Origin of the sequence: Leptospira tipperaryensis, from assembly GCF_001729245.1 — a bacterium.
Taxonomy (GTDB): domain Bacteria; phylum Spirochaetota; class Leptospiria; order Leptospirales; family Leptospiraceae; genus Leptospira; species Leptospira tipperaryensis.
Genome location: NZ_CP015217.1, coordinates 3,921,563 through 3,947,552 on the forward strand (window position 1 = coordinate 3,921,563; position 25,990 = coordinate 3,947,552).

General features: G+C 41.3%; 27 protein-coding genes. 14 read left to right on the forward strand and 13 right to left on the reverse strand.

The features are described from left to right. Positions 1-3 precede the first annotated feature (3 nt). Positions 4-1,143, reverse strand: coding sequence for an AraC family transcriptional regulator (locus tag A0128_RS18445; protein WP_156781885.1), 1,140 nt, complete (start codon positions 1,141-1,143; stop codon positions 4-6). Between the two features lie 219 nt (positions 1,144-1,362). Here A0128_RS18445 and A0128_RS18450 point away from each other — a divergent pair, with 219 nt between their 5' ends. The 9 genes from A0128_RS18450 to A0128_RS18490 all read left to right on the forward strand — a co-directional run bounded on the left by A0128_RS18450 (position 1,363) and on the right by A0128_RS18490 (position 9,988). Further along, complete coding sequence (locus A0128_RS18450) at positions 1,363-2,520, forward strand: ACP S-malonyltransferase (RefSeq protein ID WP_069608854.1); 1,158 nt, start codon at positions 1,363-1,365, stop codon at positions 2,518-2,520. A gap of 311 nt (positions 2,521-2,831) precedes the next feature. Further along, positions 2,832-4,085 carry a DUF2779 domain-containing protein gene (locus A0128_RS18455; protein ID WP_245667260.1) on the forward strand — a complete coding sequence of 418 codons (1,254 nt, stop codon included), beginning with the start codon at positions 2,832-2,834 and terminating at the stop codon, positions 4,083-4,085. Between the two features lie 90 nt (positions 4,086-4,175). Continuing rightward, a complete protein-coding gene (locus A0128_RS18460) occupies positions 4,176-4,733 on the forward strand; it encodes a hypothetical protein (RefSeq protein WP_245667176.1) in 558 nt (185 codons plus the stop codon). A 293-nt stretch (positions 4,734-5,026) separates the two neighbouring features. Then, complete coding sequence (locus A0128_RS18465) at positions 5,027-5,671, forward strand: hypothetical protein (RefSeq protein ID WP_069608855.1); 645 nt, start codon at positions 5,027-5,029, stop codon at positions 5,669-5,671. 168 nt (positions 5,672-5,839) lie between these two features. Beyond that, a complete protein-coding gene (locus tag A0128_RS18470) occupies positions 5,840-7,051 on the forward strand; it encodes an argininosuccinate synthase (protein WP_069609399.1) in 1,212 nt (403 codons plus the stop codon). Then, positions 7,048-7,530, forward strand: a complete 483-nt coding sequence (gene coaD / locus A0128_RS18475; protein ID WP_069608856.1) for a pantetheine-phosphate adenylyltransferase — start codon at positions 7,048-7,050, stop codon at positions 7,528-7,530. The genes A0128_RS18470 and coaD overlap by 4 nt, the downstream gene beginning before the upstream one ends. 9 nt (positions 7,531-7,539) lie before the next feature. Beyond that, positions 7,540-7,953, forward strand: a complete 414-nt coding sequence (locus tag A0128_RS18480; protein WP_069608857.1) for a nucleoside-diphosphate kinase — start codon at positions 7,540-7,542, stop codon at positions 7,951-7,953. 195 nt (positions 7,954-8,148) lie between these two features. Then, a complete protein-coding gene (locus A0128_RS18485) occupies positions 8,149-8,331 on the forward strand; it encodes a hypothetical protein (RefSeq protein WP_069608858.1) in 183 nt (60 codons plus the stop codon). 190 nt (positions 8,332-8,521) lie between these two features. Further along, positions 8,522-9,988 carry an NADP-dependent isocitrate dehydrogenase gene (locus tag A0128_RS18490; protein WP_069608859.1) on the forward strand — a complete coding sequence of 489 codons (1,467 nt, stop codon included), beginning with the start codon at positions 8,522-8,524 and terminating at the stop codon, positions 9,986-9,988. 547 nt (positions 9,989-10,535) lie between these two features. Here A0128_RS18490 and A0128_RS18500 read toward each other — a convergent pair. The 3 genes from A0128_RS18500 to A0128_RS18515 form a co-directional block, all read right to left on the reverse strand. Continuing rightward, positions 10,536-10,925 (reverse strand): response regulator, encoded by a 390-nt coding sequence (locus A0128_RS18500; protein WP_069609400.1) that lies wholly within the window; start codon positions 10,923-10,925, stop codon positions 10,536-10,538. 1 nt (position 10,926) lies between these two features. Then, positions 10,927-12,465 carry a PAS domain-containing sensor histidine kinase gene (locus tag A0128_RS18505; RefSeq protein WP_069608861.1) on the reverse strand — a complete coding sequence of 513 codons (1,539 nt, stop codon included), beginning with the start codon at positions 12,463-12,465 and terminating at the stop codon, positions 10,927-10,929. Between the two features lie 399 nt (positions 12,466-12,864). Continuing rightward, positions 12,865-13,098 (reverse strand): ferredoxin, encoded by a 234-nt coding sequence (locus tag A0128_RS18515; protein ID WP_069608863.1) that lies wholly within the window; start codon positions 13,096-13,098, stop codon positions 12,865-12,867. Between the two features lie 86 nt (positions 13,099-13,184). On the opposite strand from A0128_RS18515, the gene A0128_RS18520 reads away from it, so the two are divergent. The 5 genes from A0128_RS18520 (at position 13,185) to A0128_RS18540 (ending at position 17,748) form a co-directional block, all read left to right on the forward strand. Beyond that, positions 13,185-13,754, forward strand: coding sequence for a hypothetical protein (locus A0128_RS18520; RefSeq protein ID WP_069608864.1), 570 nt, complete (start codon positions 13,185-13,187; stop codon positions 13,752-13,754). Next, positions 13,751-15,316, forward strand: coding sequence for an FAD-dependent oxidoreductase (locus A0128_RS18525; RefSeq protein ID WP_069608865.1), 1,566 nt, complete (start codon positions 13,751-13,753; stop codon positions 15,314-15,316). The genes A0128_RS18520 and A0128_RS18525 overlap by 4 nt, the downstream gene beginning before the upstream one ends. Positions 15,317-15,471: 155 nt before the next feature. Continuing rightward, on the forward strand, positions 15,472-16,203 hold the full coding sequence (locus tag A0128_RS18530) for a hypothetical protein (RefSeq protein ID WP_156781886.1): 732 nt from the start codon (positions 15,472-15,474) through the stop codon (positions 16,201-16,203). Between the two features lie 91 nt (positions 16,204-16,294). Then, entirely contained in the window at positions 16,295-16,534 is a 240-nt protein-coding gene (locus tag A0128_RS18535) for a DUF2905 domain-containing protein (protein ID WP_069608867.1), read from the forward strand. Further along, positions 16,531-17,748 carry a pyridoxal phosphate-dependent aminotransferase gene (locus A0128_RS18540; protein WP_069608868.1) on the forward strand — a complete coding sequence of 406 codons (1,218 nt, stop codon included), beginning with the start codon at positions 16,531-16,533 and terminating at the stop codon, positions 17,746-17,748. The genes A0128_RS18535 and A0128_RS18540 overlap by 4 nt, the downstream gene beginning before the upstream one ends. Before the next feature lie 110 nt (positions 17,749-17,858). On the opposite strand, the gene A0128_RS18545 is transcribed toward A0128_RS18540, so the two are convergent. The 9 genes from A0128_RS18545 to A0128_RS18585 all read right to left on the reverse strand — a co-directional run bounded on the left by A0128_RS18545 (position 17,859) and on the right by A0128_RS18585 (position 25,868). Next, the gene (locus A0128_RS18545; protein WP_069608869.1) at positions 17,859-18,851 is read right to left on the reverse strand and encodes a M14 family zinc carboxypeptidase; all 993 of its coding nucleotides are present in this window, start codon (positions 18,849-18,851) and stop codon (positions 17,859-17,861) included. A 12-nt stretch (positions 18,852-18,863) separates the two neighbouring features. Further along, the gene (locus A0128_RS18550; RefSeq protein WP_069608870.1) at positions 18,864-19,289 is read right to left on the reverse strand and encodes an LA_2478/LA_2722/LA_4182 family protein; all 426 of its coding nucleotides are present in this window, start codon (positions 19,287-19,289) and stop codon (positions 18,864-18,866) included. A 10-nt stretch (positions 19,290-19,299) separates the two neighbouring features. Then, the gene (locus tag A0128_RS18555) at positions 19,300-20,028 is read right to left on the reverse strand and encodes an OmpA/MotB family protein (RefSeq protein ID WP_069608871.1); all 729 of its coding nucleotides are present in this window, start codon (positions 20,026-20,028) and stop codon (positions 19,300-19,302) included. After that, positions 20,025-20,675, reverse strand: coding sequence for an FFLEELY motif protein (locus A0128_RS18560; protein WP_069608872.1), 651 nt, complete (start codon positions 20,673-20,675; stop codon positions 20,025-20,027). Before A0128_RS18560 ends, A0128_RS18555 begins: the two co-directional genes overlap by 4 nt. Continuing rightward, positions 20,672-21,754 carry an LIC13341 family surface-exposed protein gene (locus A0128_RS18565; protein ID WP_173662798.1) on the reverse strand — a complete coding sequence of 361 codons (1,083 nt, stop codon included), beginning with the start codon at positions 21,752-21,754 and terminating at the stop codon, positions 20,672-20,674. The genes A0128_RS18560 and A0128_RS18565 overlap by 4 nt, the downstream gene beginning before the upstream one ends. Before the next feature lie 119 nt (positions 21,755-21,873). Next, a complete protein-coding gene (locus A0128_RS18570; RefSeq protein ID WP_069608873.1) occupies positions 21,874-22,710 on the reverse strand; it encodes a DUF455 family protein in 837 nt (278 codons plus the stop codon). A gap of 2 nt (positions 22,711-22,712) precedes the next feature. Then, positions 22,713-23,300, reverse strand: a complete 588-nt coding sequence (locus A0128_RS18575) for an ATP-binding protein (protein WP_069608874.1) — start codon at positions 23,298-23,300, stop codon at positions 22,713-22,715. 73 nt (positions 23,301-23,373) lie between these two features. Next, positions 23,374-24,939, reverse strand: a complete 1,566-nt coding sequence (gltX, locus tag A0128_RS18580; RefSeq protein WP_069608875.1) for a glutamate--tRNA ligase — start codon at positions 24,937-24,939, stop codon at positions 23,374-23,376. Then, positions 24,936-25,868, reverse strand: coding sequence for an LIC_13346 family putative lipoprotein (locus A0128_RS18585; RefSeq protein WP_069608876.1), 933 nt, complete (start codon positions 25,866-25,868; stop codon positions 24,936-24,938). The genes gltX and A0128_RS18585 overlap by 4 nt, the downstream gene beginning before the upstream one ends. Positions 25,869-25,990 lie beyond the last annotated feature (122 nt).

Sequence of the window (25,990 nt, forward strand, 5' to 3'; positions counted from 1 at the left end):
GATTCATGATTCCATACTCTTTTTTTTAAAATATTCAGTCGGAGTTGTTCCCGTTTCTCTTCGAAAGGATTCGTTAAACGAACTCTTGCTGTTAAATCCGCAACTCATCGCAACGTGAATGATCTTCGCGTCCGGATCTTCTTTTAAAATTCGAATCGCTTCCTGAATTCTATAATAGTTTAGAAATCGATTGAAGTTCATTCCATAAGAATCGTTTACTACCTGTGAAAGTTGATCCGGCCGAAGGGAAAGTCGGTTTCCTAAGGACTTCAATGAAAGATCGTCGTTGAGATAGATTTTTTCGACTTCGAATAAATATTTTATTTTTTCCAAAGCGGATTCCGAAAGATCCGAATGGATTCGATTTTGTTTTCTTTGAATCTCTCGAATATCTCTGCTTACGAGATCTAAGAAGTCCGGATAACGGGAAAGAAGAATGAAAACCAAAAAAACTCCCGTCGAAAAACCTACGGCCCCGATCGCTTTTAAGAACGTCAAGTCCATTCTAAATCCGGAAAATGTAAACGACATCGAGACGGCAAAAATTCCAAGAATCACATAAAATACAAAAAGTGCCTTCTCCTTCCCGGCCGAGAAAAGAATTCTCGTGTTCAATAATAAACGAAATGAAAACGCGATATATATTCCTGGAACTATATAGCTCATATTTAAGAAAAATAGAATATAGTATTTGAGAGCCGGAGATATCACCGAAAGATTTTTTTGAAAGAGTTCGACCTTATCTTCCTTAGGTATCAGAGCGATGGGAAGAAAGAAAAAAGACAGGATCAAAACGAAAACGATATGTATCCACTGAGTTCGCTTCCACAAAAATTCTTCTTCAAAAACGGATTGGATAAACAAATAAAACAAGGGACCGGAAAAGATCGCAAAAGGAACGTGTAAGAAGACAAGTTCCGGAAATCGAATCAAGGTTCCCGAGATAAAAAGGTGAAGCTGTACCAACCAAATGGAGATCGAGATAAAAAGAAACGATCCGATCTTTAAAGAGAGAGAATTCCTTCGACTCACTCCCAGCATCACCCCGATCAAAAAGGCGCAAAGAGAACTCGCATATCCATACAACTCGATCCACTTGGGTTCCACGATTCGCAAAACTAACGCCCGTTTCTTATCTGCCAATTTTATTTTTACTGGAGATTCGATCCTTCCTCGGCCGTAGTAAATCGATGAGGCTTCTCTAAAAAGAGCCGAATTTTCTTAAATTATTCTGATTTCTCATTAAAAATGAAAAGAGTTATGTCAATTCATCCTCTTAAGAACTCTAACGTGCAAAAAAGAATTGCGGAACCACCTATGAAACGGGATCCATCCTTAAACACCTAAGGAAAACAAAAGTTCATGGCAATCGCAAACTTTCTGACTCAAGTCAAGACAGGAGGAGGCAAACTCTTTCTGCAATTTGGAGGACAAGGATCTCCGTTCTTGAAAGAACTCTCCAAACTTTATGAATCCGAGCCGTCTCTTAAAGAATTCTTCGACATTTCTTTTAAAACTATCGCTGAAGAAGTTCCAAGTCTAGATAAGAAGATCATCTACGGCGGTTACGATTTCGAAAGCTGGGTAAAAAACCCCGATACGGCTCCCGATGAAAACTATCTCTGCAGCGCTCCCGTTTCTATCGTCGGAATCTTTCTTACCCAAATCGCAAACTACGTCGCGTTCACTAACAAAGGGTTTCCAGTTTCCGAATTGATCTCCAATTCGATCGGAGTCACCGGTCATAGCCAGGGAGTTATCGCTTCCGCACTGATCGCGCTCGGTAAAGAAGGAGCCGACTTCTATTCTGCATATGCAAAATTCTTAAAGTTCGTTTTGTATATCGGCTATAGAGCGCAAGAACTCGTCGGACCTTACAATCCTTCCGAAGCTCTTATCAAAGCAAACGAAGAAGTCGGAGACAAACAACCTTCACCGATGGTTGCGGTAATCGGTTATTTACAAAAAGAACTAGAAGACAGAGTAAAACAAACAAACGAAGCTCTGGGTCTTAGCGGAAGTAAGGCCATTTACGTAAGTCTTTTCAACACTCCGGATTCCAACATCGTTTCCGGAACCCCGGAATCTCTTTTAGAACTTCGTAAAAAGTTCAAAGCGGAAATGGACGAGAAAAAAGTGAAATTCGTTTATCTGAAAACGACCGCCCCTTTTCATTCTCCTCACATGGAAGATACGAACAAAACCGTTCCTTTGGATATGGAAAGAATCGGATTCGATTTTAAAGGTTCCGATCTGAAAACTCCCGTCTTCTCGATCTTTGACGGAAGAAACATGCAATCCGACGACGGAATCGGTCTTCCCCTCTTCAGAGAAATGTTGATCAAAACTCTTTATTGGGACAAAGCCGTAAAAACTTTTGTAAACACGCCTAACGTTACCGGTATCGACTTTGGACCGAGTGTCGTGAGTCAAAAACTGACTCAGGCAAACATGGGAACTTCCGAGAATAAAATCTACGCGGTTTCCAGTCCTAAGGATATCAAGGTTCTTCTGGCCTGAACAGCCGGGGATACTCGATTTTAAAATTGATTTACCCGTTTCGGAAGTTTCTTCCGGAATGGGTTTCCATCCTTCTGTCTTTAAAAAGACCGGAAGGGGAAATTCCAAAACTCACCAAAGCTCATTTCACAACCGGTCTTCACTGCGAATACCATCTTTGGTTAAATACTTACGAACCTCGTCCCGACTTCGATCCTTACGAATACCAATACATTTCTCCGAAACAAAAATCCGCGCTTAGAGATCTTTCTCATCTTTTCTATCCGGATTCCAAAAACGTTCGATATTCCGAATCCGAAACCAGAAGAATTTTGAATTCCGGAAAAGGAGTTCGATCCGCCTGCTTGGAAACTGACAAATTTTCTATGAAGACGGAATATATTCTTCCAAATCAAGAGAAACCCGGAACTTATGAAATTGTCATCCTCAAGGCGTCCAGTTCATTCAAAAAACAACATATTCAAGAAATTGCATTTCAAAAGTTCGTCGCGCAAGAGGCTGGTTTTCCGATTTCAAAATGTACTTTGATCTTCGTAAATTCTAAGTATTTTTACGAAGGAAAAATTCAAGCCGAAGGATTTTTTACACGAAAGGATGTAACGGCGGAAACGGCGTTAAAAGATAAAGAAACAAAGGAACTCGCGTATTCTTTATACGACCTTTTATCCAGAAAAAACCGCCCCGCTCGTTATATGAGTCGAATGTGTTCCCATCCCAGAAACTGTTCTTATCCGGAAATCTGTCTTACGCCGAAGATTCCGGGGGATATCTTTACGCTTCGTGAAGGAAAAGACGAATCGGGAAGACTTTACGAAAAAGGAATCTTAAATCTAAAGGACATTCAAGAAACGGAGAATCTTACACACCGTCAAAAAACGCAGATACAGGCCATGCAAACGGGCAAACCGTTTACTAATCAAAAAGTTTTTTCCGAATTTTTGAGCAAGATTCGATATCCGATTTACTTTTTGGATTTCGAATCGATCAATCCGCCGATTCCGGTTTATCTGAATTCTTATCCGTTCCAACACGTTCCGTTTTTATTTTCATTACATATCCTTCGTGAAGATCTTTCCCAAGAACCGGAAAGTTTGTTTTATATCGACGACGGGATCACGGATCCAAGAAAAGGAATCTTAGAAAAACTGGAACAGTGGATGTTGCCCGGCGGAACGATTCTTTGTTTTAACGATAAGTTTGAAAGAAGATGTCTGGAAGAATCGGCGACTGCGTTTCCCGAATACAAACCTTGGCTCAAAACGATCCAAGACGACTTTGTAGATTTGGCAAAACCGTTTTGGGAATACGATTACTATCATCCCGATCAAAAGGGAAGCACCTCTTTAAAAACGATTCTTCCCGTGATCACGGGAAAGTCGTATAAGGATCTTGGAATCAAATCCGGTCAAATGGCAAATTCCGAATTCTTAAGAGTCAAAACGGAATCACTTTCCGATTCCGAAAAACAAGAGATCGAAAAAAATCTGATTCAATACTGCAAGTTGGATACATACGCGATGGTCTTGATTCTTCGCAAAATCAAAGAATGGGCCGAAGCCGTCTGATCCTATCCGCATTATAAAATCATAATGAACTCATTGATCCTTCTTTTCGAAACTTCAGGAAAAAATTTTCCTTCTTCGGAAGTCTTTGATTTGGAATTTAAAATCCGTTTTGAAAATCCTACAAAGGATCCGATAGAAATTTATCCGAAGATTGCTACGTTTCCTCAGACGATCGGTTGGGGCGGTCCTCATTTCAGATTGGAAATTGAAGACGCAAAAACCCAAGAACTCCGTTCTTATTATGGCCCGCCCGCTCAACCGCCCACGCGAAATTACTACGAAAAAAATCTAAACCTTTTACTTCCGGGAGAATTTTTGGAACGCGTCGTTTCAGCGTGTTGGATCCCGAATTCTAAAATTCCAAAACGCTCTCTTTCCAAAAAACTCCTGGATCCGGAAGGATACGACGGAATTGATGAAACTCTTTTTGAAAAATCATCGATCCTCGTGCTCAATCGAAATCGTTCTCAACTGCTCTCGGAGATCGATCAAAGAGAGGATTTTTTGCGACCGAATCATCTGATTCTTTTCCCGCGCTCGGGAGAATATAAATTCTTTCTTATTTATTATCAAAACTCTTGGGTGGATTTTAAACCGAAACAGTCCTTTAGTCTGAGATCGGAAGAAAAAATCTTTTTTGTCGAATGAGATGAATTTCTAAATTTTTGTCCGCGTTATATTTTTTGGATCGATTCTCTTCCTCCTTCATTTCTTCCGAAAAAGTGTTTTTCTAAAAAGACGGCTTGCACCGTACTTTAAGTCCGTACTCCGTTCCTATCAGGCGAAAACTCGGCTTTAGAAAAGTCCGCGGTAAAATTTTCTCCTCTGGCCGTTTAATAAATAATTTATAAATTTCAATTCCTGGATTGAAATCTAAAATAATTCGTCTATTCTTTCTCGTTACGGAATTCATTTCCGAAAATTCTATCTTTGGAGAAACTATGAAAAGACATTTAGCGTTCTGTTTGGCGGTTGTCTTATTTACGACGGCAATTTATTCGGAGACTCCGGCGCCACCGAGTGAAGAAAAAGCAAAAGCGGATCTACGGTCTCACTGGAATAAAAAATACAAAGGTGAAACGATCGAATCCATCGAAAGCGGTGGAGAACCCGTTATCTTAGAAAAGACGGACGCCAAGGGGAAGGTCGTAGAAACAAAATATAAAATTCCTTTTATCGTAGTTTCTAAAAAGGGAAGCGCCAAAACAAAATTCGAAGCGGGCGCAAATTACATTCTCAGCAAATCCAATCAGTGGAATTTTTCCGAAGTCGGAGTTGGTAACGTTGAAAAGATGGCCGGCGGGGATCAAGCGGCTCCGGCAAAACCAAAGGTAAAAGAGATCATTCTCAAAGCCCTCAACGATAAGTATTCGGGAGAATATACTTTTTCCGATCTCAAAATCGACGATGGAGAATTTGGAAGTTCCGGAGAACGATTCTGGTATCGATACCAAGGCGATATGAAACGGAAATCCGCGGACGGTTCCTCAAGCACTTGCAACGATTCGGATTTTACGATTCAAAAACAAAATTCGAGCGCAGATTGGACGGTGGACATTACGTCTCTTGGAAGAGGTTGTTACTGACTTTCAAAAACATTCGATTGCCGGTTCTTACCGGCAGTTGAAGAATCATTTTAGAATCTTGATTCTTCCCTTTTACATCCGTAAACTTTCTGAGATCCTTAAATCGTGTTTCAGAATCAGGAAAATCCGGTTGTCCACAGACCTGGACCGAATTTCAGTGTTCTCAGAATGGCGCAAAGCAAACCAGTTAAGAAAATCGTCCTAGCTTACTCAGGCGGGTTGGATACATCCGTAATTCTAACCTGGCTGAAAGAAACATACGGCTGCGAAGTAATCGCTTTTACCGCGGACGTAGGTCAAAAAGAAGAACTTTCCGGATTGGAAGAGAAAGGAATTAAAACCGGCGCTTCCAAGGTCTACATCCAGGACCTCCGTTTGGAATTCGCGAGAGATTTTATTTTTCCAGCCATTCAAGGCAACGCCCTCTATGAGATGCGTTATCTTTTAGGAACTTCTTTAGCAAGACCTCTGATCGCAAAAGCCATGGTAGAAGTTGCCGAAAAAGAAGGCGCGGACGCATTCGCTCACGGAGCGACCGGAAAAGGAAACGATCAGGTTCGTTTCGAACTCGGAGTTAAGTCCTTGGCTCCCGAAAAAACTATCATCGCTCCGTGGAGAATTTGGGAATTCGGCGGAAGAGCCGATCTCATCGAATACGCTAAGTCAAAAGGAATTCCAGTTCCCGTTACGGCTGAAAAACCGTATTCCATGGACAGAAATCTAATGCATATTTCCTACGAGGGCGGCATATTAGAAGATCCTTATAGAGAACCCGATGAGAAAATGTTTCTTTTGACAACTTCTCCCGAAAAGGCTCCGGACTCTCCCGAATACGTAGAACTCGATTTTCAAGAAGGAAACTGCGTCGCGGTCAACGGCAAAAAATTAAATCCTCTCGAAGTAATGGAAACGCTAAACACGATCGCGGGTAAACACGGAGTGGGAAGAGTTGATATCGTGGAAAATAGACTCGTTGGTATCAAATCGAGAGGCGTCTACGAAACTCCGGGCGGAACCGTATTATTCATTGCTCATAGAGATTTAGAATCCATCACGATCGATAGAGATACACAACATCATAAAGATAAGTTGTCCATAGAATTAGCGGAACTCATCTACAACGGACACTGGTTCTCTTCCAGAATGAAGGCGGTTCGCGCTTTTGTTTCCGAAACACAGAGATACGTAACCGGAACCGTAAAGGTGAAAATGTACAAAGGAACTTGTTCCGTTGTGGGAAGAAAATCATCAGTTTCTCTTTACAATCCCGAAATGGCAACCTTTGAAAAAGAAGAATTGTATAACCAAAAAGACGCGGAAGGTTTTATCAATATCTACGGACTCCCAGCGCAAGAAACGGCTAGGCTTCGGAAAAAATGAATCGAGTCGCGATTTATCCGGGTTCCTTCGATCCGTTGACAAACGGGCATTTGGATATTCTACATCGATCTCTGGCCTTGTTTGACAAGGTGATCATTGCGATCGCCGTAAACTCAAACAAGACGACTTTGTTTTCGATCGAGGAAAGACTCGGGTTTATCAGCGAAGTTACAAAAGGAATGAAAGGCCTGGAAATCGATACGTTCCAAGGTCTTACCGTCGATTATTGTGCCAAGGTCGGAGCGACCAGCATCATTCGAGGTTTAAGAGCCGTTACCGACTTTGATTACGAATATGCAATTTCTTTAATGAATAAAAAACTCGCACCTGAAGTGGAAACCGTTTTTTTGATGTCTTCAAACGAGTATTCTTTCATTTCGTCGACGATCGTGAAGGAAGTTGCAAGACACGGACGAGACGTAAGCAATCAAGTTCCCGGAATTGTCAGCAAAGCATTACTTAAAAAACTCTCTCAATAAGGAAAAAAAATGTCCAGAACGTTTATCATGATCAAACCCGACGGTGTTAAAAACAAACACGTTGGAGATATTCTCGCAAGAATTGAAAAAGAAGGATTCAAAATCCTGGGTTTAAAATACCTCAAGTTATCCCTCGAAGATGCAAAACAATTCTATAAGGTTCACTCCGCTCGCCCGTTCTACAACGACCTTTGCACATACATGTCTTCCGGTCCGATCGTAGCGGCCGCTCTCGAAAGAGAGAACGCCGTTCTTCACTGGAGAGATGTAATCGGTGCGACCGACCCGAAAGAAGCGGCGGCAGGAACCATTCGTGCTCTTTTTGCTGAAAGCAAAGAAGCAAACGCAGTTCACGGATCGGACTCCGATGATAACGCGGCCTTGGAAATTTCTTTCTTTTTCAAAGGAAACGAACTGTTCTAAGAATTACCTCCGGAGTCTGACGCTCGTTAGGCTCCGCATTTCCCTTCTTTCTCGATAACCTAGCGACGATTAAAACATAACTTCGGTTTAAACTATTGCAAAAATAAACAGAATTTCTCTTGTACTTTTAGAAAGAAATTATTTATTCTTACCAAATTCTGTCATTTAAAGGCCGTTTCAACCGACAATTCTAATATGAACGCAAGCACAAGAGACCAAATTCAGAAGCACAGCGAAATCATGAGACAATATAGAGCGAATGATCCTTTCGGAGATCCAAATCACGGCACGCCGGATTGGATGGACGACGTGATGGAACTTATTTATTCCCGCGAAGAATTTCTTGTGGATTCGGAATCTGACTTCGAAATCGAATAAGACCGATTCTTCGATTCGAAATTCCTTTATTTTTCATTACAAAATTCTCCTTTCTCAGTCTCGGAATTTTCATCCCGAAAGGGATGGCCTCCTCTCAATTCACATTTTCTTCCCTTTCAATACGAGCCCGCAGGAAGGGAATTGACCTCTCTCTCGATTCTCTTTCTATTTGAAGTATTAGGAGACGAGAATGTCCGAAAAAACTAAAATCGCAATCGCTCACGGTGATGGAATCGGTCCTGAGATTATGGACGCGACTCTCAAAATTCTCAACGCGGCGGGAGCCAAGATCGAACCGATCGAAATTCAGATCGGAGAAAAAGTTTACAAAGAGGGACATTCCTCGGGAATCAAACCGGAAGCTTGGGACATCTTAAGACAGACGAAAGTTTTTTTAAAGGCCCCGATTACTACTCCACAAGGCGGCGGTTACAAAAGTTTAAACGTTACCGTGAGAACTACGTTAGGCCTTTTCGCAAACGTTAGACCCTGTTTTTCTCTTTATCCTTATGTCGAAACCAAACATCCCATTTTAGATATCGTGATCATCCGCGAAAACGAAGAAGACCTTTATACGGGGATCGAACACCAGCAAACAAACGACACGGTCCAATGTCTCAAGCTGATATCCCGTCCCGGCTCCGAAAAAATCATTCGTTATGCTTTCGAATACGCAAAGGCTTACGGTCGCAAAAAAGTAACCGCCATGGTAAAAGATAATATCATGAAGCAGACCGACGGATTGTTTCATGATATCTTCAAAGAAGTTGCAAAAGAATATCCCGACCTCGAATCCAATTCGCAAATTATCGATATCGGAGCGGCCAACCTCGCTGACAGACCTCAAAACTTCGACGTCGTAGTAACCTTGAATCTCTACGGAGATATCATATCGGATATCGTTGCACAGATCGCCGGATCGGTAGGAATGGCCGGATCTTCCAATATCGGTGAAATTGTTTCTATGTTCGAAGCGATTCACGGATCCGCCCCGGATATCGCGGGTAAGAATCTTGCAAATCCGTCCGGACTTCTCAATGCCGCCGTGATGATGCTGGTTCACATCGGACAACCCGATATTGCCGCAAAGATCAACAACGCCTGGTTATTAACGATCGAAGAAGGAATTCATACGGGAGATATTTTTAAACCCGGTGTGAGTAGAATCAAGGTCGGGACTAAAGAATTCGCGGAAGCAGTGGTCGGAAACTTGGGACATCTTCCCGAAAAATTCAAACCAGTTTCTTTTGGAAAAGCAAAGAAAATTATAATTCCTGAATATAAGAGAATCGTTCAGAAAAAGGAATTGGTTGGAACCGATGTATTCTTGGATTGGATCGGAAATGATCCGAATGAACTCGGAAAAAAATTGGAATTGATCGCGGGCGATCTAAAACTAAAACTCATCACAAATCGAGGCGTGAAAGTGTATCCGGACGGACAACCGGAAACCTTCTTAACCGATCATTGGAGATGTCGATTCGTAAACAAAGAAGCTTTAGTACATCATGAAAATCCTACATACTATCCGATTGCACATAAACAAATCGCAGAGTTACTTTTGAAATTGGACGAAGCAGGATTCGATTCAGTGAAAACTGAAAATCTTTACTACTTCAATGGAAAACGAGCATTCTCCTTAGGTCAGGGAGAGTAATCAATCTAAAAGGAAAAACCGCCTGGATCATGGGAATGGGCGGTTTATCTGAAAACGCCTCGCTGAAATTGTAAAAAAACGAGAAGTTTATGTTCGAAGAATCGAACTCGATCCTACAAGAGTCGAAACTCTTCGCAAAGAAGGTTTTACTATTATCCAAGGAAGTACCGGCGATCCCCAGGCTTTGTGAGAAGCCGTTTCCGAATCCGATTACATAATTCATACGGCGGGCATCGTACGCGAAGGTGGTTCCTTAGAGGAATTCAGAAAAGTGAATCTAAATTTTAAAGAATGCTTTTACAAATTGGCGGACGCCGCAGAACTTTCCAAACCTCTTTCCGCATCGGCCTGATTGTTAAAAGTTTTTGATCTTTGTGATGGGAATTTTTTACAAATCGATCGGGAAAGAACCCGTGCCACCGCGGAAGGAGTGAGTTTTATTCTTAGAGAATGCGGTTTCTATCGAAAAGGCAGAATCAATTTTAGATTATCAACCCAAGGTAAAAACAAAAGTGTATTTGCAAAAAACTCAGGCTTGGATCAGAGCTTACGTTAAATCGTTATAAAGCCTTTGAATATGATCTTGTGTAAGCGGTTTGGAAAGATATCCCTTTACTTCCGGAAAAGAATTTGCTTTAACGATATCTCTTTCATCCACGGAAGAACTAACCATAAAGATGGTAATCTTCTTAGCAAGACCGCCTTGGATTTTCTTAAACTCGTCTAAAAACTGCCAACCGTCCATAAACGGCATGTTGATATCCAAAAGAATCGCATCCGGAAGTTCTTCCGAATTTGTAGATAAGGTTTGAAGTTGTTTTAACGCGACTTCACCGTCTTGAAAGTCCCTTAACTTTTTTGTCCTTCCGTCTTTCGCTAAGAATCGTTTTGCAATCATGATATAAATGGTATCATCATCTATTAACCAGAAATTCATATTATCGTTGTTCAAAATCATTGTATTTGTTAAAATTTATGACAAAAGCGGTTCCCCGCCCGATCGTACTATCCACAGTAATTTCACCCCCCAAAGATTCGATTTGATTCTTTGTCATAAATAAGCCGATTCCTTGCCCCTCTTTTTCACGATGAAACGTTTTATTCATTTTGAAAATCTGATGTCCGTACTTTCGAAGATCAATTCCGAGTCCGTTGTCACGAGCCACTAAGAAAACTCTATGATCCTCGACAAATGAGACGAAGGAAATTTCCAATTTACGACTTGGATCAGAATATTTCAGGGAATTACTTAGTAAATTCAAAAGTATACTTTCTAAATATACCTTAGGATAAAGAATCTCCGGGGCCGCTGTAAAATCAAATTTGATTTCGGCGTTAACTTCCTTAATCTGCGCGGAAAGTAGATTCTTTACTTTCAAAAAAGCTTCCTGAAAAGAAACCATCTGTTTATCTATATTTAGATTTTTTCTAATTTTGATCACTTCGACAATGTCGTTCAAAGTCGACATCAAATCGTTCGCACTGATCTCAAGAGATTGAAGAAGATCCTCTTTGTCGGTTGCGTCCTTTTCCAAAAGCATATTGACTAAAGTAAAAATATTTCCGATCGGAGCCCGAAGATTATGCGACACGATCTGATTGAATTCTTCCAGTTGAACGTTTCTTTCCGTTAGGCGATTACTTAAAGCTTGTAACATTTCGTTTTTTTCGATTAAAGCAGAAAGCATGTTTTTTCGATCCGTAATATCCTGAATCTGGGAAATAAAAAACAGGGGTTTCTTTTTGGGATCCGTTACGATCGATACGATCAGAAGAATCCAGATCGTACTTCCATTCTTATGAAAGTATCGCTTTTCCAGTTTATAACTTTCCCTTTTACCATCCAGGACCTCTTGAACAAGATTTAGATCCTCCTGCAAATCATCCGGATGTGTGATGTCTTGGAACGTAAGCTTCAGAAGTTCTTCTCTTGTATATCCGAGAATGTCCAAAAGATGAGGATTGACTTCCAACCACTTTCCATCCAGAGAAACCAAAGCCATACCGACGCCGGAATAATAAAAAGCATTAAAAAACTTTTCTTCTGATAAACGAACTTCCTCTAACGCTTGTTTCTTTTCACTTTCATCTACGATCGAAGTCAATCCTATATATTCTCTTGAGCTGGTAAGAATACCGGTTACTTCCTTTTTTTCGTTGAGAACCGGCTGTGAGATCGTTTGTAACCACACATATCTCCCGTCTTTTTTAAGAAACTGATATTCTATATGTCCGAAGCTGGAGCCTTTTTGAATCGGTTCATGAGAATTTTTAAATATACGTTCCTTATCCAACGGATTGAAAAAATCATAAGGATTTCTTCCGATCAATTCTTCCGGCTGATAACCTAACATCGAAGTTACGATTGGACTGACATAGATATAAGTGCCGTCCGGTTTGTGATAACAAATCAGTTCCGGACTTCTTTTAACCAATAGTTTATAAAATTCTTCAGATTGAATATTCAATTCGCTCAAAATAGGTTCCGCCGTTCGTTACCCGAAAATAAACTTTTTATACAAATAACAATCCATACAAAAACGAATTTAGGAATCCTCTCGTTTTGCAAAAGATGATTAGGCAAAATAGGACGGATTCTTTTAAGAATTTACGTTTTTTAAAAAAGAAAGAATTCGATTCTATCGTGAACGTAAAAACCAATTACAAACGCTTAGGATTCAAATCCAATGCGAACGATTTGCAATCATTAAACGGGATTTACAAAATCAAGGGAAGGACGTTTCGGAGTTGATTCGGGTTTAGGAAAGGCGGTTAGATTCTTAATTGAAAAATGTGAAATGGAAAAATAAAGATTGGAGAGGATTTGAGGACGACGTTCGCCGAACTCAATGCTAAGTTCGGCTTATTTGAGAATCTTATTCTCCGTCGTCTCCGAGCGCTTCCACGGGACAGATCTCCATAGCTTTTTTTGCGGCTACTTCTTCTTCCGGGTTTGTCGGTTGTCTATGAAAGTAAACTTTAGATTCGTCGTCCGTATATTTCAAAAGCATAGGCGCTTCTTCCACACAATCGTTACACGGAACACAGCTGTTATCGATATAATATTTACCGGGAGCGTTTTGTTTGACTTTGTCGTTTTTGTCAGCCATGCTTTACAAAGTTAATCGAACGATTGTTTCGTCAACCCTGTTTTCAGAATTGACACCGATTCTAATATTAGAATACTCACGGAACGATGAACGTGTTTTCAGAAAAAATCTCTAGACGCAAACTCTTCGGCTTTGGTCTCGGAGGTTTGCTGAGTGTCGGCATCGGGACCCTGCTCTTTCGCGGATCGCATTCCGTCGCAGTTCCAAAAACTTTATTTTTTTCAGAATCGGAAGCCGAGTTTTTAACGGCTTATTCTCAAACCCTTTTACCTCCTGAAAACGGATTCCCCGATATAGAAAAGGCGGAAGTCATTCGAAGGCTGGACGAAGAATTTTTCTTCGTTGATCCCGGCATTACCGATGATTTTAAATCTCTCATTCTTATCTTAGAATACCTTCCCCTCGTTAGCGGATACTGGAGTCGATTTTCCAGATTAAACGAAGAAAACAGAAAGAGATTTTTACATTCCCAGGAAACGACGGAATCGGATACGATTCGAGCTGCATTAGCAAATCTTAAAATGCCCATCTTTTTGATGTATTACGGACACGAGTCTTCGTTCAAAGCGATTTCGTATGACGGACCTTTTGCCAATCCTCCTGAAAAATTAAGCGAATCCAGAATCTATTATAAGAAAATTTTGGGGGAATCATGAGCGGTCGCGTTTACGAATGGAAGAATCTCGGTGATTCAAGAACCATCAAAGCCGACGTTGTGATCGTCGGGACCGGTTGCGGCGGTTCCACTCTCGCTTACGAACTCTCAAAAAACGGAAAGAAAGTAGTCCTCATTGAAGAAGGCGGCTACTACCATACCGGAACCTTTGACAATCACGAGCTGAATATGGCCGGAAAAGTTTCTGCCGAAAGAAATATGGCCACCGATGGATCCGGAACCATCAATCTAGTGTATGGAAAGAACGTTGGCGGTGCATCGGTTCACTATTGGGCAGACAGCTACAGAACTCCGGATGATCGGTTAAATCTTTGGAAGGAAGAATACGGAGTTCACGGACATTCTCCCGAAGATCTCAATCCTTATTGGAAAGAATTGGATGAAACTCTCAACGTACATCCTGCTAAAGAAGAATATCATAATAAAATGAATCTGCTCGTCCGAAAGGCGTGCAAGTCCCTTGGATGGGAAGGCAACCCGGTTCCTCAGGCAAGAAAAAATTGCCAAAAGTCCGGTCACTGTATGCAAGGATGTATGTTCGGCGCGAAACAAAGCCAGTTGGTCACTCACATTCCAAAGGCAATGGCTTACGGGGCGGATATCTACGCGGACTGCAAAGCCGTTCGCTTAGAACTCAAAGGAGATAAAGTAGAATTTTTAGAAGCGGTGATGATGGATCGTCCTTCCGGAAAAGAATCCGGGATCACTCTAAAATTTGAAGCTCCTGTTTTCGCGATCGCTGCCGGAGGATTCGGAAGTTCCACATTCTTACTCAGAAACGGATGGAAAAATAAATTGCCGGCGCTCGGGGAACATCTCGCCATAAACCCATCTCCTTTCGTTCACGCGATCTACGACGAACCGATCCTACAATGGAGAAACATCCCGTCCGCATTCGGTGTGGAAGAATTTCGACTGGCCCGTTTTAAAGAAGGACAGTATGTCGAAGGCGGATTTCTGATCATGGCAAATCAACTACAACCGGGAAGTCTTGCGGCATTGATTCCGGGCTTCGGATCCGAACACAGAGAGATGATGAAAATTCTTCCTCATTTTGGAGGAACGATCGGATGGATCGACGACGTTCCTTCGGAACTCGGAAATATTTCCGTAAATTCTTCCGGTAAAAGAACTGTAACGTATAACTTCGGTAAGTTGACAAAAGCCTTTCTTCGAGATTGTATCCGCAAACAGGTTCAGTTGAATTTGCGAGCGGGAGCGAAATGGATTCTACTTCCGGATCTAAAAAGAACAAAGATCGAATCCGAGAAAGAAATTGACAAAGTAGATCAACTCGAATTAAGCCCGGCGTCGATGATGATGGCCGCGCCGCATCCCGCGGGCGGCTGTAGAATGGGACAAGACCCTTCTCGCTCCGTGGTCGACTGGAAACACCGAGTTCACGGACTAAAGAATCTCTATGTCTCCGACTCAAGTGTATTCCCTACGGGAGTTTCGGTGGATCCAAGTTATACGATTATGGCGTTCAGCAAACAAGCGGCCAAATTTATTCTCGAAGATTTCTCCGCGCCGGCAAATTGACACAAAGAATTTTATTTATCAGATTCCTTAGGTAAGGGAATTCCAAATCTTTATCTTCTCTTTCAGTCGATCTCAAATTAGAATGCAAGAAACAATAATTTCTTGCATTTGAAAAGGGAAGGCTTAACATTTTGCTCCGTCATCTGCAAACAATCATGAAAACTTTTCGCTTCCAGAAAGGGACAACGCTCCTAATCCTATTCTTTTATATTATAACAGGAAAATCATACGATCTTTCTGCAACGCCTACACCCAAACAAGACCTGAGTCAGGTCGTCGAAAGGATCAGACAAAATTCTAGAAATGCCATCGCGAAGTTTAAGGGGATCGACTATAAGCGAGACTTGACGATCACAGAAACTGATTCGAAAACCGGAAAACAAATCTCCGTTTCAAAGGTCACTACAAGAAGAGTTGAATATTACTACGATCGACCGGTCATCGTGGTCCTTAGTTATTTTAAGAACGGAGAAAGTCTTCCGCCAAAAGATTACGAGCCGGAAAAATCATCCCCCACCTATCCAATCTTTGACGATCAGTCCGAAGATCATTATTCCGTACAAATCAAAGGACCGATCATTTTTAAAAACCGAGAAAGTTACGTGGTCGATGTGACTCCTCTTCAGCTTTCTCCCCGCCACTTCAAAGGAAAAATTTATTACGATAAAAATTCCCTACGTCCATACTATATAGAAGGAACAACCTCCAAATGGAAGTTCGGCGTGAAGGATATGTATTTTAAAATTAATATGGAATTGACTAAGGATAAAGTTGCGATTGTAAGATCCGGTGAAGTTTTTGTTAAAACTCATATACCGCTGCTGAGTTCTGAAAAAGACATTCATATTCACTTGGATACGGTAGAAGCGGTTCCGATTCGAAAATAATATCATACAATTCGCATACGTCTAAGACTCCAGCGTTCAACTCGAATGCTCCTTGACTGAATCGTTAAACAAAATAAGATCGAGAAAGCAAATGGAATCCTTCGGAAAACCCTTTCTCATCCTAGGCGTTTTGTTTTTACTCCTCGGAATCTTTTTTCTTTATGGAAATAAACTCCCGTTTTTAAACGAATTGGGGAAACTTCCCGGGGATATTCGAATTGAGAAGGAAAATTTTAAATTCTATTTTCCTCTTTCCACTTCGATCCTAATCAGCGTCTTGATTTCGATCCTTCTCTTTTTGGTTCAAAGATTTAGAAACGGTTCGCCATGAAAAAAGGATTTCGTTTTAGCGCGCGTTTCTCTTTTCAAGACGGAGAAAATGAATTCGGGGAAATCCTTTCCGACTTAAAAAAAAAGAAAATTCCTTATATCGATCTAACAACCTCCAATCCGACCCAGGCCGGATTTCAATATCCAGAGGAAGCGATCCGTCATAGTTTTCATACAAGCGATCTAATCACTTATAGTCCCGATCCGCAAGGGAACCTCGAAGCGCGTAACGTGATTTGTGATTACTATCGATCCAAAGGATTACAAATCGATCCCGAAGATTTGTTTTTAGTTTCCTCTTCCTCCGAAGCCTATTCTTATTTATTCAAACTCTTTTGTGACGCCGGGGATTCGATTTTAATCCCGGCACCGGGATATCCTTTGTTTGAATTTCTTTCCGCGATGGAAGGTCTTCAGACGATTTCCTATTACACAAAAAAAGAAAATTTTTGGAGTCTGAAAATTACCGATTTAGAGCCGAAGGATTTGGCGAAAAGTAAACTTCTTTTGATCGTTAGTCCTAACAATCCGACCGGATCCGTATTCAGTCGTGCCGATTTTGAATCAATGAAGAATGAATTAGTAATTTATAATATTCCTTTGGTTATAGATGAAGTTTTTTCGGATTACGTATATGATGGAGAATCCCATTCTACTTTGATCGATTTCGAAACGCCGGTGATTTCCGTAAACGGATTATCTAAAATCCTAGGAATGCCCGGAATGAAACTATCTTGGATTCTTCTCAGCGGTCCTTCCGATTGGAAAAAGAAAACAAAAGAATTTCTCGAATTAATCTCGGACACTTATCTTTCCGTAAATACGCCGGTTCAAAACGTTCTTTCCGATCTGATGAAATGGAGAACGATGATCCAATCTCAAATTCTGAAAAGAATTCAGAGAAATCTTACGATATTAAAACAAGTCCTCTCCGAACCAAAGATCGCGCAAAGAATCAACTGTGACCTTCCTAAAGCAGGCTGGTATTGTATTTTAGAAAGTAAGGATTTTTTTCCGGAAGATCAATTTTCACTTCGTTTATTAAAAGAAAAAAAAGTATATGTTCATGCGGGAGAAATGTTCGGCTTTCCGGATACTGATAAGACAGGAAGAATCATTCTTAGCTTGTTGACCGAGACCGAAGTTTTCGAATCGGGTTTAGGAAAAATTATAGATTTTGTGGATGAGATCAAACCGCTACAGTCGACCGAGTGAAAGAAAATATTTTCTAAAAATCCCACCTTCTCCGGAAATCAAATCCGATCAAAAGTCATTTTCAGCAAACGACCTTTGTTAAAATAAACATTCAAAAAAGAAGAGAGATTCTAATCAAGTTCCCAGTCTTTTGGCTTTGTAATACCAAGCTTTACAAAATCCCTTAAAAAACCTCTGTATCTTCCCACTGTTTCAATTTTGTTAAACGAAGCAGGATTGAAAATTCCTCTTTTTCGAAACAACTTAGAAGGATCTTCCTTTATATCGGACCAAGTCCCAACTTCAAGCGTTAGTGGTAAAAATTTAGAATTCCAAGATGATTCTTCTTTGTGATATTCAAGATAGTGATCGTAAAATTTATCCCAGAGATCCCCGTGAGTAGTGTAGGTTTCACTTTGAGGTCCGTATTGAAAATGAATATGACCGCAGTGATTTTTGAGATGATCTCCAATCTTCTGATATAAAGGAGTATCGGGGCAGGGAGCCTTTGTATAAGCATAAGGCCACCAAACATTATCTACCGTTCCAAAGCCGGAATGAAGATCAAGAACGGGCATGATCGCATCTTTCACGTCAAAAAAAGATTCTTGAACCAATCGAAACAAGGCTCTTGATTCGGGTTCCAATCCTTGACCTCGATAGTAAGGAAGTCGTTTAGAAATTTTTTGACCTCCAAAAAAAGGCAGAGCTTTTACGGCGTCGATTCCCGAGTTTCTCATAAGATCGACTCCGGCAGGATTCGATCTTTGTTTTAAAACGACGCCGCCAGGATTTACGATCGGCAAGATCACGATTCCCAATTTTCCTTTCTTCAATTCGGGAAGATATCCGGTTGAATCGGGATGTAAGATATATTCTAAAAAATCGAGTAAGATAAGAATCCCGATGGTCTCCAAACCGTGAACTCCTGCAACGATTCCAACGGGATGTTCTTTGAGACCTTTTTCGGTTCCAAGCCGAAGTGCATGAATCGGAAATCGAAAACCTTCCGCGGTTTTTCTCGAAAATCCGATCTGATTCAAACTAGCGAGTTTGCCTCCCAGCTTTAATATTCTGAGAAGTTTTTTATCGTATCGATTGAGTCTTTTGTAACCGCCTAACATAGATTTGACGAGTTATCGTTTGGATTGAATCGTTTGAAGCTCGTTACAGTCTTCCGAAAGTTTCAACACACCGCTTTGAATTTTTTCGCAGGGCTCACTTGCGACGATTTGAAAACAATTTCGAACCGCCTTTTTAATTTTTTCAGAATCTTCATTGGCGAGTAGATACGCGTTCGATTTGCGAAATTTTCCAGCGCAGTTTGCGGGATTGAGTCTCTCTTGGATCAGGCTCTTTGTAGAATCTTTTAAATTCTTAGAGGACTCTTCGGCGCAGCTCGCAAGTTTTTGACAATAAGATGAGACCAATTCGGAAGATTCCTCTCTCCACTTATCGTCTACGATTCCTTGCGGTAAGGAATTCTTTTTGCAGAACGCGAAGTTAAGAATAAAAAAAACTCCAAGAATGCTCAATAGAAAACTTCTGTATTTTTGTTTCATAGTTTCTCGATCAGTGTTCCGATTTTTTACGAATAAAAATTTCAACTCTTTCTCCCGAAGCCTTTCCCTCGGGCGTGGAAGAGGAATTCTCAATTGCTTTGTAGGCGCTGGACGCTTCGATAGAAATTTTATCTTTCGGGATTTTATAATTTTTTGATAGAGCATCCGCGATGAGTTCGGCTCTGTATGCGTTGTATTCCCAGGCGTTTCTAAAACCTTTTTGTGCGGCTTCGTTTCCATAAGGAATTTGCACTTTTAAAACGATATCAACGTCCATCGCTCCGGAGAGTTCCGATATTTTTTGAAACGCAAAAGTCATGTCTTCGTCCGGTCGGAATTGACCTTCTCCTAAAGAAGATCCGAAAAGGACGATCTTGATTTCTTCGGTTTCTTGAATTCCGATATTGAGTTTTGCTTTCTCTTTGAGTTTTTTCAAAGCATAGCTGACCCGTTCCCAAAAACGATAGAGTTGGGTTCTCGGTTGCAACAAAGGATCTTCTTCGATGGAGACCGTACTTCCTTGAAAAAAAGATTCTCCTAAACCGAATCCGCCTCGGATCACGTCCGCGACCTGCTTCAATTTGACCTGATCCACCTGGGAAATCGAATACATAATGATAAACAAACCCAAGAGTAAAGTAATCATGTCGGCGTAAGTCAACAACCAGCGTTCGCGGTTTTCGTTAGATTCGTCCTTACGACGCCCTCTTTCCAAAAGCTGTCTTCGAAAACGACTCAAGCTTCCTTCCGATGATTGCCGAGCAATGATTCAATGTATTCGGTCTCTCTCTTTTCCACTTCTTCATAGAAAGAATTAAAGATGTTGGAGGAAACCGGTAGTGTTGCGTTATACGCTTCTTCCACGCTTTGAAAAAGAGCGGAGACCCCGAGCATTCCGGCCATAAATCGAGCAGGACGAATGAGATACGCGCTGATCGGTTTGTGTGCGAGCTCGTAAAAAACTTTCAGGTTGCGAAGAACGATTTCAAGTTGTCTGATTCTATCTTTATAATGGCCCATTTGACCGTAGTGAAGATCGTATTCTTCTCTTGTGAGACGTTTCCCGTCCCAACCCGCATCCACGAGATGTTTTGCAAAAATGGTATCCATTTCTTCGGTGAGATTGTTCAGCTCGATGAGATATTCAATATTCTCTCTCGAACTTTCTTTCATCATACCTTTTACTTTTTGGTATGTGTCCATCGCGAGTTGTAACCAAACGTCTCTTCCATCTAAGTTATAAATCTTCTCAAAGAAATATTCCACCATAGGAATGGTTTCTTCCAGATGAAAGTAGTTGGCATAAAAAACTCGAAATCGTTCCACTTGTGCGCGAACAACTTCGGCTCTCGCCGCTTTTAATTTTTTAAGGGCCAAATCGCTCATTCTTTTTTTGGAATCAACTCCAACCTGTAAGCGGAAAAACCCTGTTGGTCTGTTTGCTTTTGTACGGAACCGAATTGGTTCGGAAGATTTACGACATCTCGTCCCATACGAGTAGAAGATCGAAATAGAATGGTCGGAATTCCGTCCTTCTCCGGAGTTATGGTAAAACGAATTCCGTATTTATGATTTCTTCCCCATCCGTCTTTTGTAATTTCAACGAGCGGAACCGCAGAATTGATATACTTACCTGCGGATGAAAAAATGCTAGAACCGGGCGAATAGATTCTTTGTCCCTCTTTCGTAGTATCGATACTCACCTTTCCTCCATCCGGAAACGAAAGAGAAAGATACGTCGTTCCTGCGTAAGAACCTCGATTCTTAAACCAGAGAACGGTTTCGCCGGGAACGCCCTTTTTCCATTCTATAGGGGCTTCCAAAGAAAGAAGCGCGGGTACGGCTACCCTTGATATATCGGGAACCATTTCCCAACCGTTGAAAATAAAATTTTGCGCGTAACTTCGATTCGACGGAAAGATCGTTATATTCTTTTCCGTTTTATTGTAATCAAAGTCGATTCGTTTTGTCTTTATTAGAAATTCATGATCTTTCAGAGACAAGAGACCGTCCAAAATTTTTTGTCCTTTTCGAATACCGTAAGGAACCGAAAAAAGTCCGAGAGGCGGCTCTTCGCTTAACACTTCTAAAAAGAGAGAATTGAACCCGTCGCCCGGAAGTTCTTCCATTAGAATTCTCTTAACTACAAAACCGGCTTCCTTTGTTTGAGGGTTTTCACCGTCGCCCGGAAGCCAAGAGTTCTTGGACGCGTCGTAGTGAAGAGGGCCGATGTTCAAAAGGGAAAAGGAAAATTTATTTATCAAAGACCATTCGCCGTTTTTCTTTTTGAAAACGCCCAGAACTTCCTCGGTTCCGTTTCGAACCAGAGCGAAAGATTCTAAATCCTGATCTTCGTCGAGGTTTCCCACCTTTTTCAGGACGACGTCGGGGTTCTTTTGATCGGAAGGGGATAACAACAATTCTACGATTCGGGAATCGGAAGGAGTTTTTGAGGAACAACTCATCGCGATAAAAATCAAAATCAATAATTGAAGAATTTTTTGAAAACGAAATACGACTGGATTCATGGTTCGATAACAGAATCCGGGAGGGAAAAAAGCCTGTCTATGATTTTCCGATGCCCCTAATTTAGATCTAGAACCTCTTTCAAAATTCGAGAATTCACTCGTCCCGTAAATTCATCTTCGTATCTTTCCAATTCTGTTACAAATTCCTGCGAAAAACCCGCTTCGATCCTCGTTTCCGGAAAGTAATGATATCCTTTCGCTCTTCGAGGTGTAAAAGGAAATTCGATGAGAGAAAGATAGTGTTCCCATTCATTTTTAGAATCGGGCATTTGTTTTCGAATGTATTGATACCCGCGACGTACGTGTTTGATCTCGTCTTCGTAGACCTTCTTCATGATCTCGGCCTTTTGTGTATCACCGAATCGCTCGAAAGCCATCGTATAGATTTTTGAAAAGTCGAGGTTCGCCCCTTCGAAAGAAATTGCCATAATTGCGTAAAACTTCTCTAACGTTTGCATTCTTGGAATTTGCTTCCAAAAAATATAATTAAGCGGCCGATCTCCGAGTTCCATTCCTCCGTTTTTCATTTCCGAAAGATAAAGCCGGAGATGATTCTGTTCTTCCAAAAGAGTTCGATACAAACCAAAACGGACTGAAGAAGGCGCTTCTTGAAATTTAAGAATCGCGTAAGCAAAGAGTTCGATCGCCATCAACTCGTGATTGGCAAAATGATGAAGAGTAACGTATCGATTCTCATCCAGAAACAATTGTTCCAATCTGGGGATCTTGCTTTTATGATCGCTGATTTGAATTTTTTTTTCACGAATTGGAAGATTTGGTAAATTAGAAATTTCGAATGATCGAACATCTTCCGGCGGAATTATAGGGGAGAATAATTTATCTTCGAGGCCGGCGCCGTAGAGCACCTGCTTTGCGAATTCATTCAGAGTCATTTTTAAGCGGGATGTTTAGAGGCGTCGAATCCGAGTTCGATGATGGAACCTTGAATATTCTTTTCATCCGGATTGAGAGAAATTTTTCCTTCTCCGCAGTGATACATGATCTTAAACGTATCCATCAAAGATTGAATGATCTGCAATCCTCTTCCGATATTTCTGTGAGGAACTTGAGATCCTTTCCAGGGAAGAACTTCACATTTCTTTTCTTGGTGTTTTTGGATACAACTGATATAGTCTTTGAGGTTGGAAGGTTCGGAAGAAGTCGTAAGCGATTCTAATTTTTCAGCTTTGAGACCGGAGCCATAGTCCATGATCCACAAAGTGAATTTACTATTCTGAATCACCCATCGACAGATGATTGTTTCGTCCGAACTGACTTTGACGTTAGCCGAAATTGAGTTCGTGAGGGCCTCGTCGGCGGCTAATTCGATCTGTGTAATATCTTTTTTGGCGAAAGAATTCTCTGAAAGAGAATTTCTCAGGGCGTTCCTAAGTTCTCGGATACTGGTTAGATCCGTTGGGAGGAACATAACGTAGGATCCCCCGTGATGTTTAACCAGCAATGATTCATCAGAATCTCTCATTTCCGTTCCCGGTACCCACTTCCAAGATTAACAGCCCAAAGCAGGCGATTTGAACAAAATATGCCGGTTTTTTTCAGGACGACAACGAAATTCCTGCTTCTCCGGCGGTTTTTTCAATTCTCTGGAGGAGTTTTTCCTTCCCCAAAAGCGGAAAAAGAATCGGTAACTCCAAACCAGCTGACTTTCCGGTGGTTGCGGCCCGGATCGGCATATAGAGAGTTTTTCCTTTCTGACCGGTCGCCTCTCCGATCTTGGACATTGAGTTCTTATAGTCCTCATCGGTCTTTGGATCAGAATTCTTCAGCATTGCATAGAATTCTTTTACTACCTTGGGACCATCGCCCTCTTTTAGGTAACCAGCCGCTTCTTCCGACTGAATCTTCAGGTCCGTAACAAAGAATTCTGCGATGTATTCCGGAGCCTGAGTCAGGTTATCCAGATACACTCTAACAGATTCGACGATGGAAGTAAGTACAGGGTTACTTATATTTTTTACTTCTTCCGGAATATCTTTTCGATCTTTGAGAAAAGGAAGTAGGTTTTCTAATACTTTCGATATATCTAAATCTCGAATCGTTCGATTTGACAACCAATTGAGTTTGGATTTTGGATTCATCGCTTCTGCGATCTGGGAAAGATCGGAAAAATTTGTGACCACTTCTTCGTCTCCGCCTTTCGGTTTTTTAAAGACGTCGAAGGTGGAAGGAGATTTCGAACAACGATGCACATCGAAGATTTTTTCCAACTCGTCGCTCGGAAGGAACTCTCGTCCGTCCGGAGAAGTCCATCCTAACAGAGCCATGTAGTTCCGAAACGTTTCCGGCAGATAACCTAAATCACGAAACGCAAGAATCGAAGTTGCTCCCGCTCTTTTCGAAAGTTTTTTACCGTCCATCCCTACGATCTCGGATGCGTGTGCGAACTCTGGCGTTTCATAACCCAGAGCTTCGTATAACAAAATTTGTCTTGGAGTGTTCGAGAGATGTCCGACTCCGCGAATCACGTGACTGATTTTCATGAGCGCGTCGTCTACTACGACCGCGTAGTTGTAGGAAGGAAACCCGTCCGACTTGACGATGATAAAATCGCCGATCAATTTCGTTTCGAACTTTACCTTTCCTTGAATGATATCGTTGACGATTAAAGTTTTCGAAGGAGTTTTAAATCGAATCGAATACGGAATTCCCTGTTTGATTTTTTCTTCGACTTCTTCGTCGGACATGTTTGCGTGAAGGCCGTCGTAGACATAGGGAACTCCCATCGCCTCGGCTTGTTTTTTCTTTGCCTCTAATTCTTCTTGAGTACAAAAACAACGGTACGCTTTTTTTTCTTTGAGAAGTTTATCCGTGTATTCTTTATAGATCGAAATTCTTTCGCTCTGAATGTAAGGACCGAATTCTCCGCCGGCGCCCGGACCCTCGTCCCAGTGGATTCCCAACCATTGCAAAGATTCTAATATGATTTTAAAAGATGCTTCCGTGGAACGGTTTTGATCCGTGTCCTCGATTCTTAAGATAAACTTTCCGCCTTGGGACTTTGCGTATAAATAATTGAAGAGTGCGGTTCTCGCTCCGCCTACGTGGAGAAATCCACTGGGGGAAGGTGCAAATCTGGTACGAACTTCTCTGGTTTGATTCATGGGGATTGGCTTTTCTCGTTCGAAATTCTTATGATAGGATAATTTTTGAAATTAGCCGTTGTGGTAAATGGTTTATTTGTGGAGAGATCGTAAAATGAAACGGATTTTTTGAGTTCGTTCTTTCTCAATGCGAGAAGGTCCACATCCGAAGGAAAGTCCAAACAATAATAATCGACATAAGATTCTCCTTTTCTCAAAGGAAGGATCGGAATCGTTCCCGTAAGTCCGATCGCCGGCGGGTATTCCAAAGATTCATAGTCGTAGTCGCGAGAAGAAGTCAGAGTTCCGTTTGCGGAAATAAATTCCGTCTGCATGATTCTTACCAAAATTCCCCGGAGGCCGTGTTTCCATTTCAGAATCCCGATTCCCGGAACCACTCTTGTCTCTTCGGTTTCTCGGATTCCGCCTTCGTCTCCGATCACGAATTCTTTTTTAATGTCTTCGAGAGGTTCGTTCTTTGGCTGAGGATTTATAATCTCCGGTAAGGTTTTCGAATTGGATTTTTCAAATCGTTTGGAAACAAATTTCGGCGTGAATTCAAGTTTGTGTTTGTCGCTTGGATTTCTCTGAAAGTTTCCCTTCCATTCGGAAACATCCAAAAGAATTCGTTCCGTCTGTTCGGTCTTCCCGGACAATTCCATATATTTTAGAATCCCTTGAACCATTTCTTCTTTCCCGGCTTGGTTTCTTAAAAAGATATAACGCGCCTGAAAGCTGGAGCTTTCGTAATACGGAGAAACAAAAGGACTCGAAACAAAATAAATCTGAGAGGAATACTTCTCCGAAAGGCTCTTCGAAGTTTCAAACCAGTGCATCGGAAAACTTCCACAATGAAAAAAGAAGAAGGAAATTCCAACTTGGAATAGGAGAAAGAGCCGAAATTGAGAACGGATTAAAACCGACTTTGAGAACCTGAAAACTTTTTTCATCTACTTGTAGATCGTGCTTTTCTCAAAAACCGGCAAGGAAAAACCCAAAAATTAAACTTTCTTTACAAAAACCGGGGGTCAGATATGCAAATGTCCGAAAGGGAATTGTTCCCTCTTTCACT

Excerpts from the sequence above, each read along its gene's own strand:
- A0128_RS18450 (WP_069608854.1), top strand. The coding sequence starts at position 1,363 with ATGGCAATCGCAAACTTTCTGACTCAAGTCAAGACAGGAGGAGGCAAA.
- A0128_RS18465 (WP_069608855.1), top strand. The coding sequence starts at position 5,027 with ATGAAAAGACATTTAGCGTTCTGTTTGGCGGTTGTCTTATTTACGACG.
- A0128_RS18470 (WP_069609399.1), top strand. The coding sequence starts at position 5,840 with ATGGCGCAAAGCAAACCAGTTAAGAAAATCGTCCTAGCTTACTCAGGC.
- coaD (WP_069608856.1), top strand. The coding sequence starts at position 7,048 with ATGAATCGAGTCGCGATTTATCCGGGTTCCTTCGATCCGTTGACAAAC.
- A0128_RS18480 (WP_069608857.1), top strand. The coding sequence starts at position 7,540 with ATGTCCAGAACGTTTATCATGATCAAACCCGACGGTGTTAAAAACAAA.
- A0128_RS18485 (WP_069608858.1), top strand. The coding sequence starts at position 8,149 with ATGAACGCAAGCACAAGAGACCAAATTCAGAAGCACAGCGAAATCATG.
- A0128_RS18490 (WP_069608859.1), top strand. The coding sequence starts at position 8,522 with ATGTCCGAAAAAACTAAAATCGCAATCGCTCACGGTGATGGAATCGGT.
- A0128_RS18500 (WP_069609400.1), bottom strand. The coding sequence starts at position 10,925 with ATGAATTTCTGGTTAATAGATGATGATACCATTTATATCATGATTGCA.
- A0128_RS18515 (WP_069608863.1), bottom strand. The coding sequence starts at position 13,098 with ATGGCTGACAAAAACGACAAAGTCAAACAAAACGCTCCCGGTAAATAT.
- A0128_RS18520 (WP_069608864.1), top strand. The coding sequence starts at position 13,185 with ATGAACGTGTTTTCAGAAAAAATCTCTAGACGCAAACTCTTCGGCTTT.
- A0128_RS18525 (WP_069608865.1), top strand. The coding sequence starts at position 13,751 with ATGAGCGGTCGCGTTTACGAATGGAAGAATCTCGGTGATTCAAGAACC.
- A0128_RS18530 (WP_156781886.1), top strand. The coding sequence starts at position 15,472 with ATGAAAACTTTTCGCTTCCAGAAAGGGACAACGCTCCTAATCCTATTC.
- A0128_RS18535 (WP_069608867.1), top strand. The coding sequence starts at position 16,295 with ATGGAATCCTTCGGAAAACCCTTTCTCATCCTAGGCGTTTTGTTTTTA.
- A0128_RS18540 (WP_069608868.1), top strand. The coding sequence starts at position 16,531 with ATGAAAAAAGGATTTCGTTTTAGCGCGCGTTTCTCTTTTCAAGACGGA.
- A0128_RS18545 (WP_069608869.1), bottom strand. The coding sequence starts at position 18,851 with ATGTTAGGCGGTTACAAAAGACTCAATCGATACGATAAAAAACTTCTC.
- A0128_RS18550 (WP_069608870.1), bottom strand. The coding sequence starts at position 19,289 with ATGAAACAAAAATACAGAAGTTTTCTATTGAGCATTCTTGGAGTTTTT.
- A0128_RS18560 (WP_069608872.1), bottom strand. The coding sequence starts at position 20,675 with ATGAGCGATTTGGCCCTTAAAAAATTAAAAGCGGCGAGAGCCGAAGTT.
- A0128_RS18565 (WP_173662798.1), bottom strand. The coding sequence starts at position 21,754 with ATGAGTTGTTCCTCAAAAACTCCTTCCGATTCCCGAATCGTAGAATTG.
- A0128_RS18570 (WP_069608873.1), bottom strand. The coding sequence starts at position 22,710 with ATGACTCTGAATGAATTCGCAAAGCAGGTGCTCTACGGCGCCGGCCTC.
- A0128_RS18575 (WP_069608874.1), bottom strand. The coding sequence starts at position 23,300 with ATGAGAGATTCTGATGAATCATTGCTGGTTAAACATCACGGGGGATCC.
- gltX (WP_069608875.1), bottom strand. The coding sequence starts at position 24,939 with ATGAATCAAACCAGAGAAGTTCGTACCAGATTTGCACCTTCCCCCAGT.
- A0128_RS18585 (WP_069608876.1), bottom strand. The coding sequence starts at position 25,868 with ATGAAAAAAGTTTTCAGGTTCTCAAAGTCGGTTTTAATCCGTTCTCAA.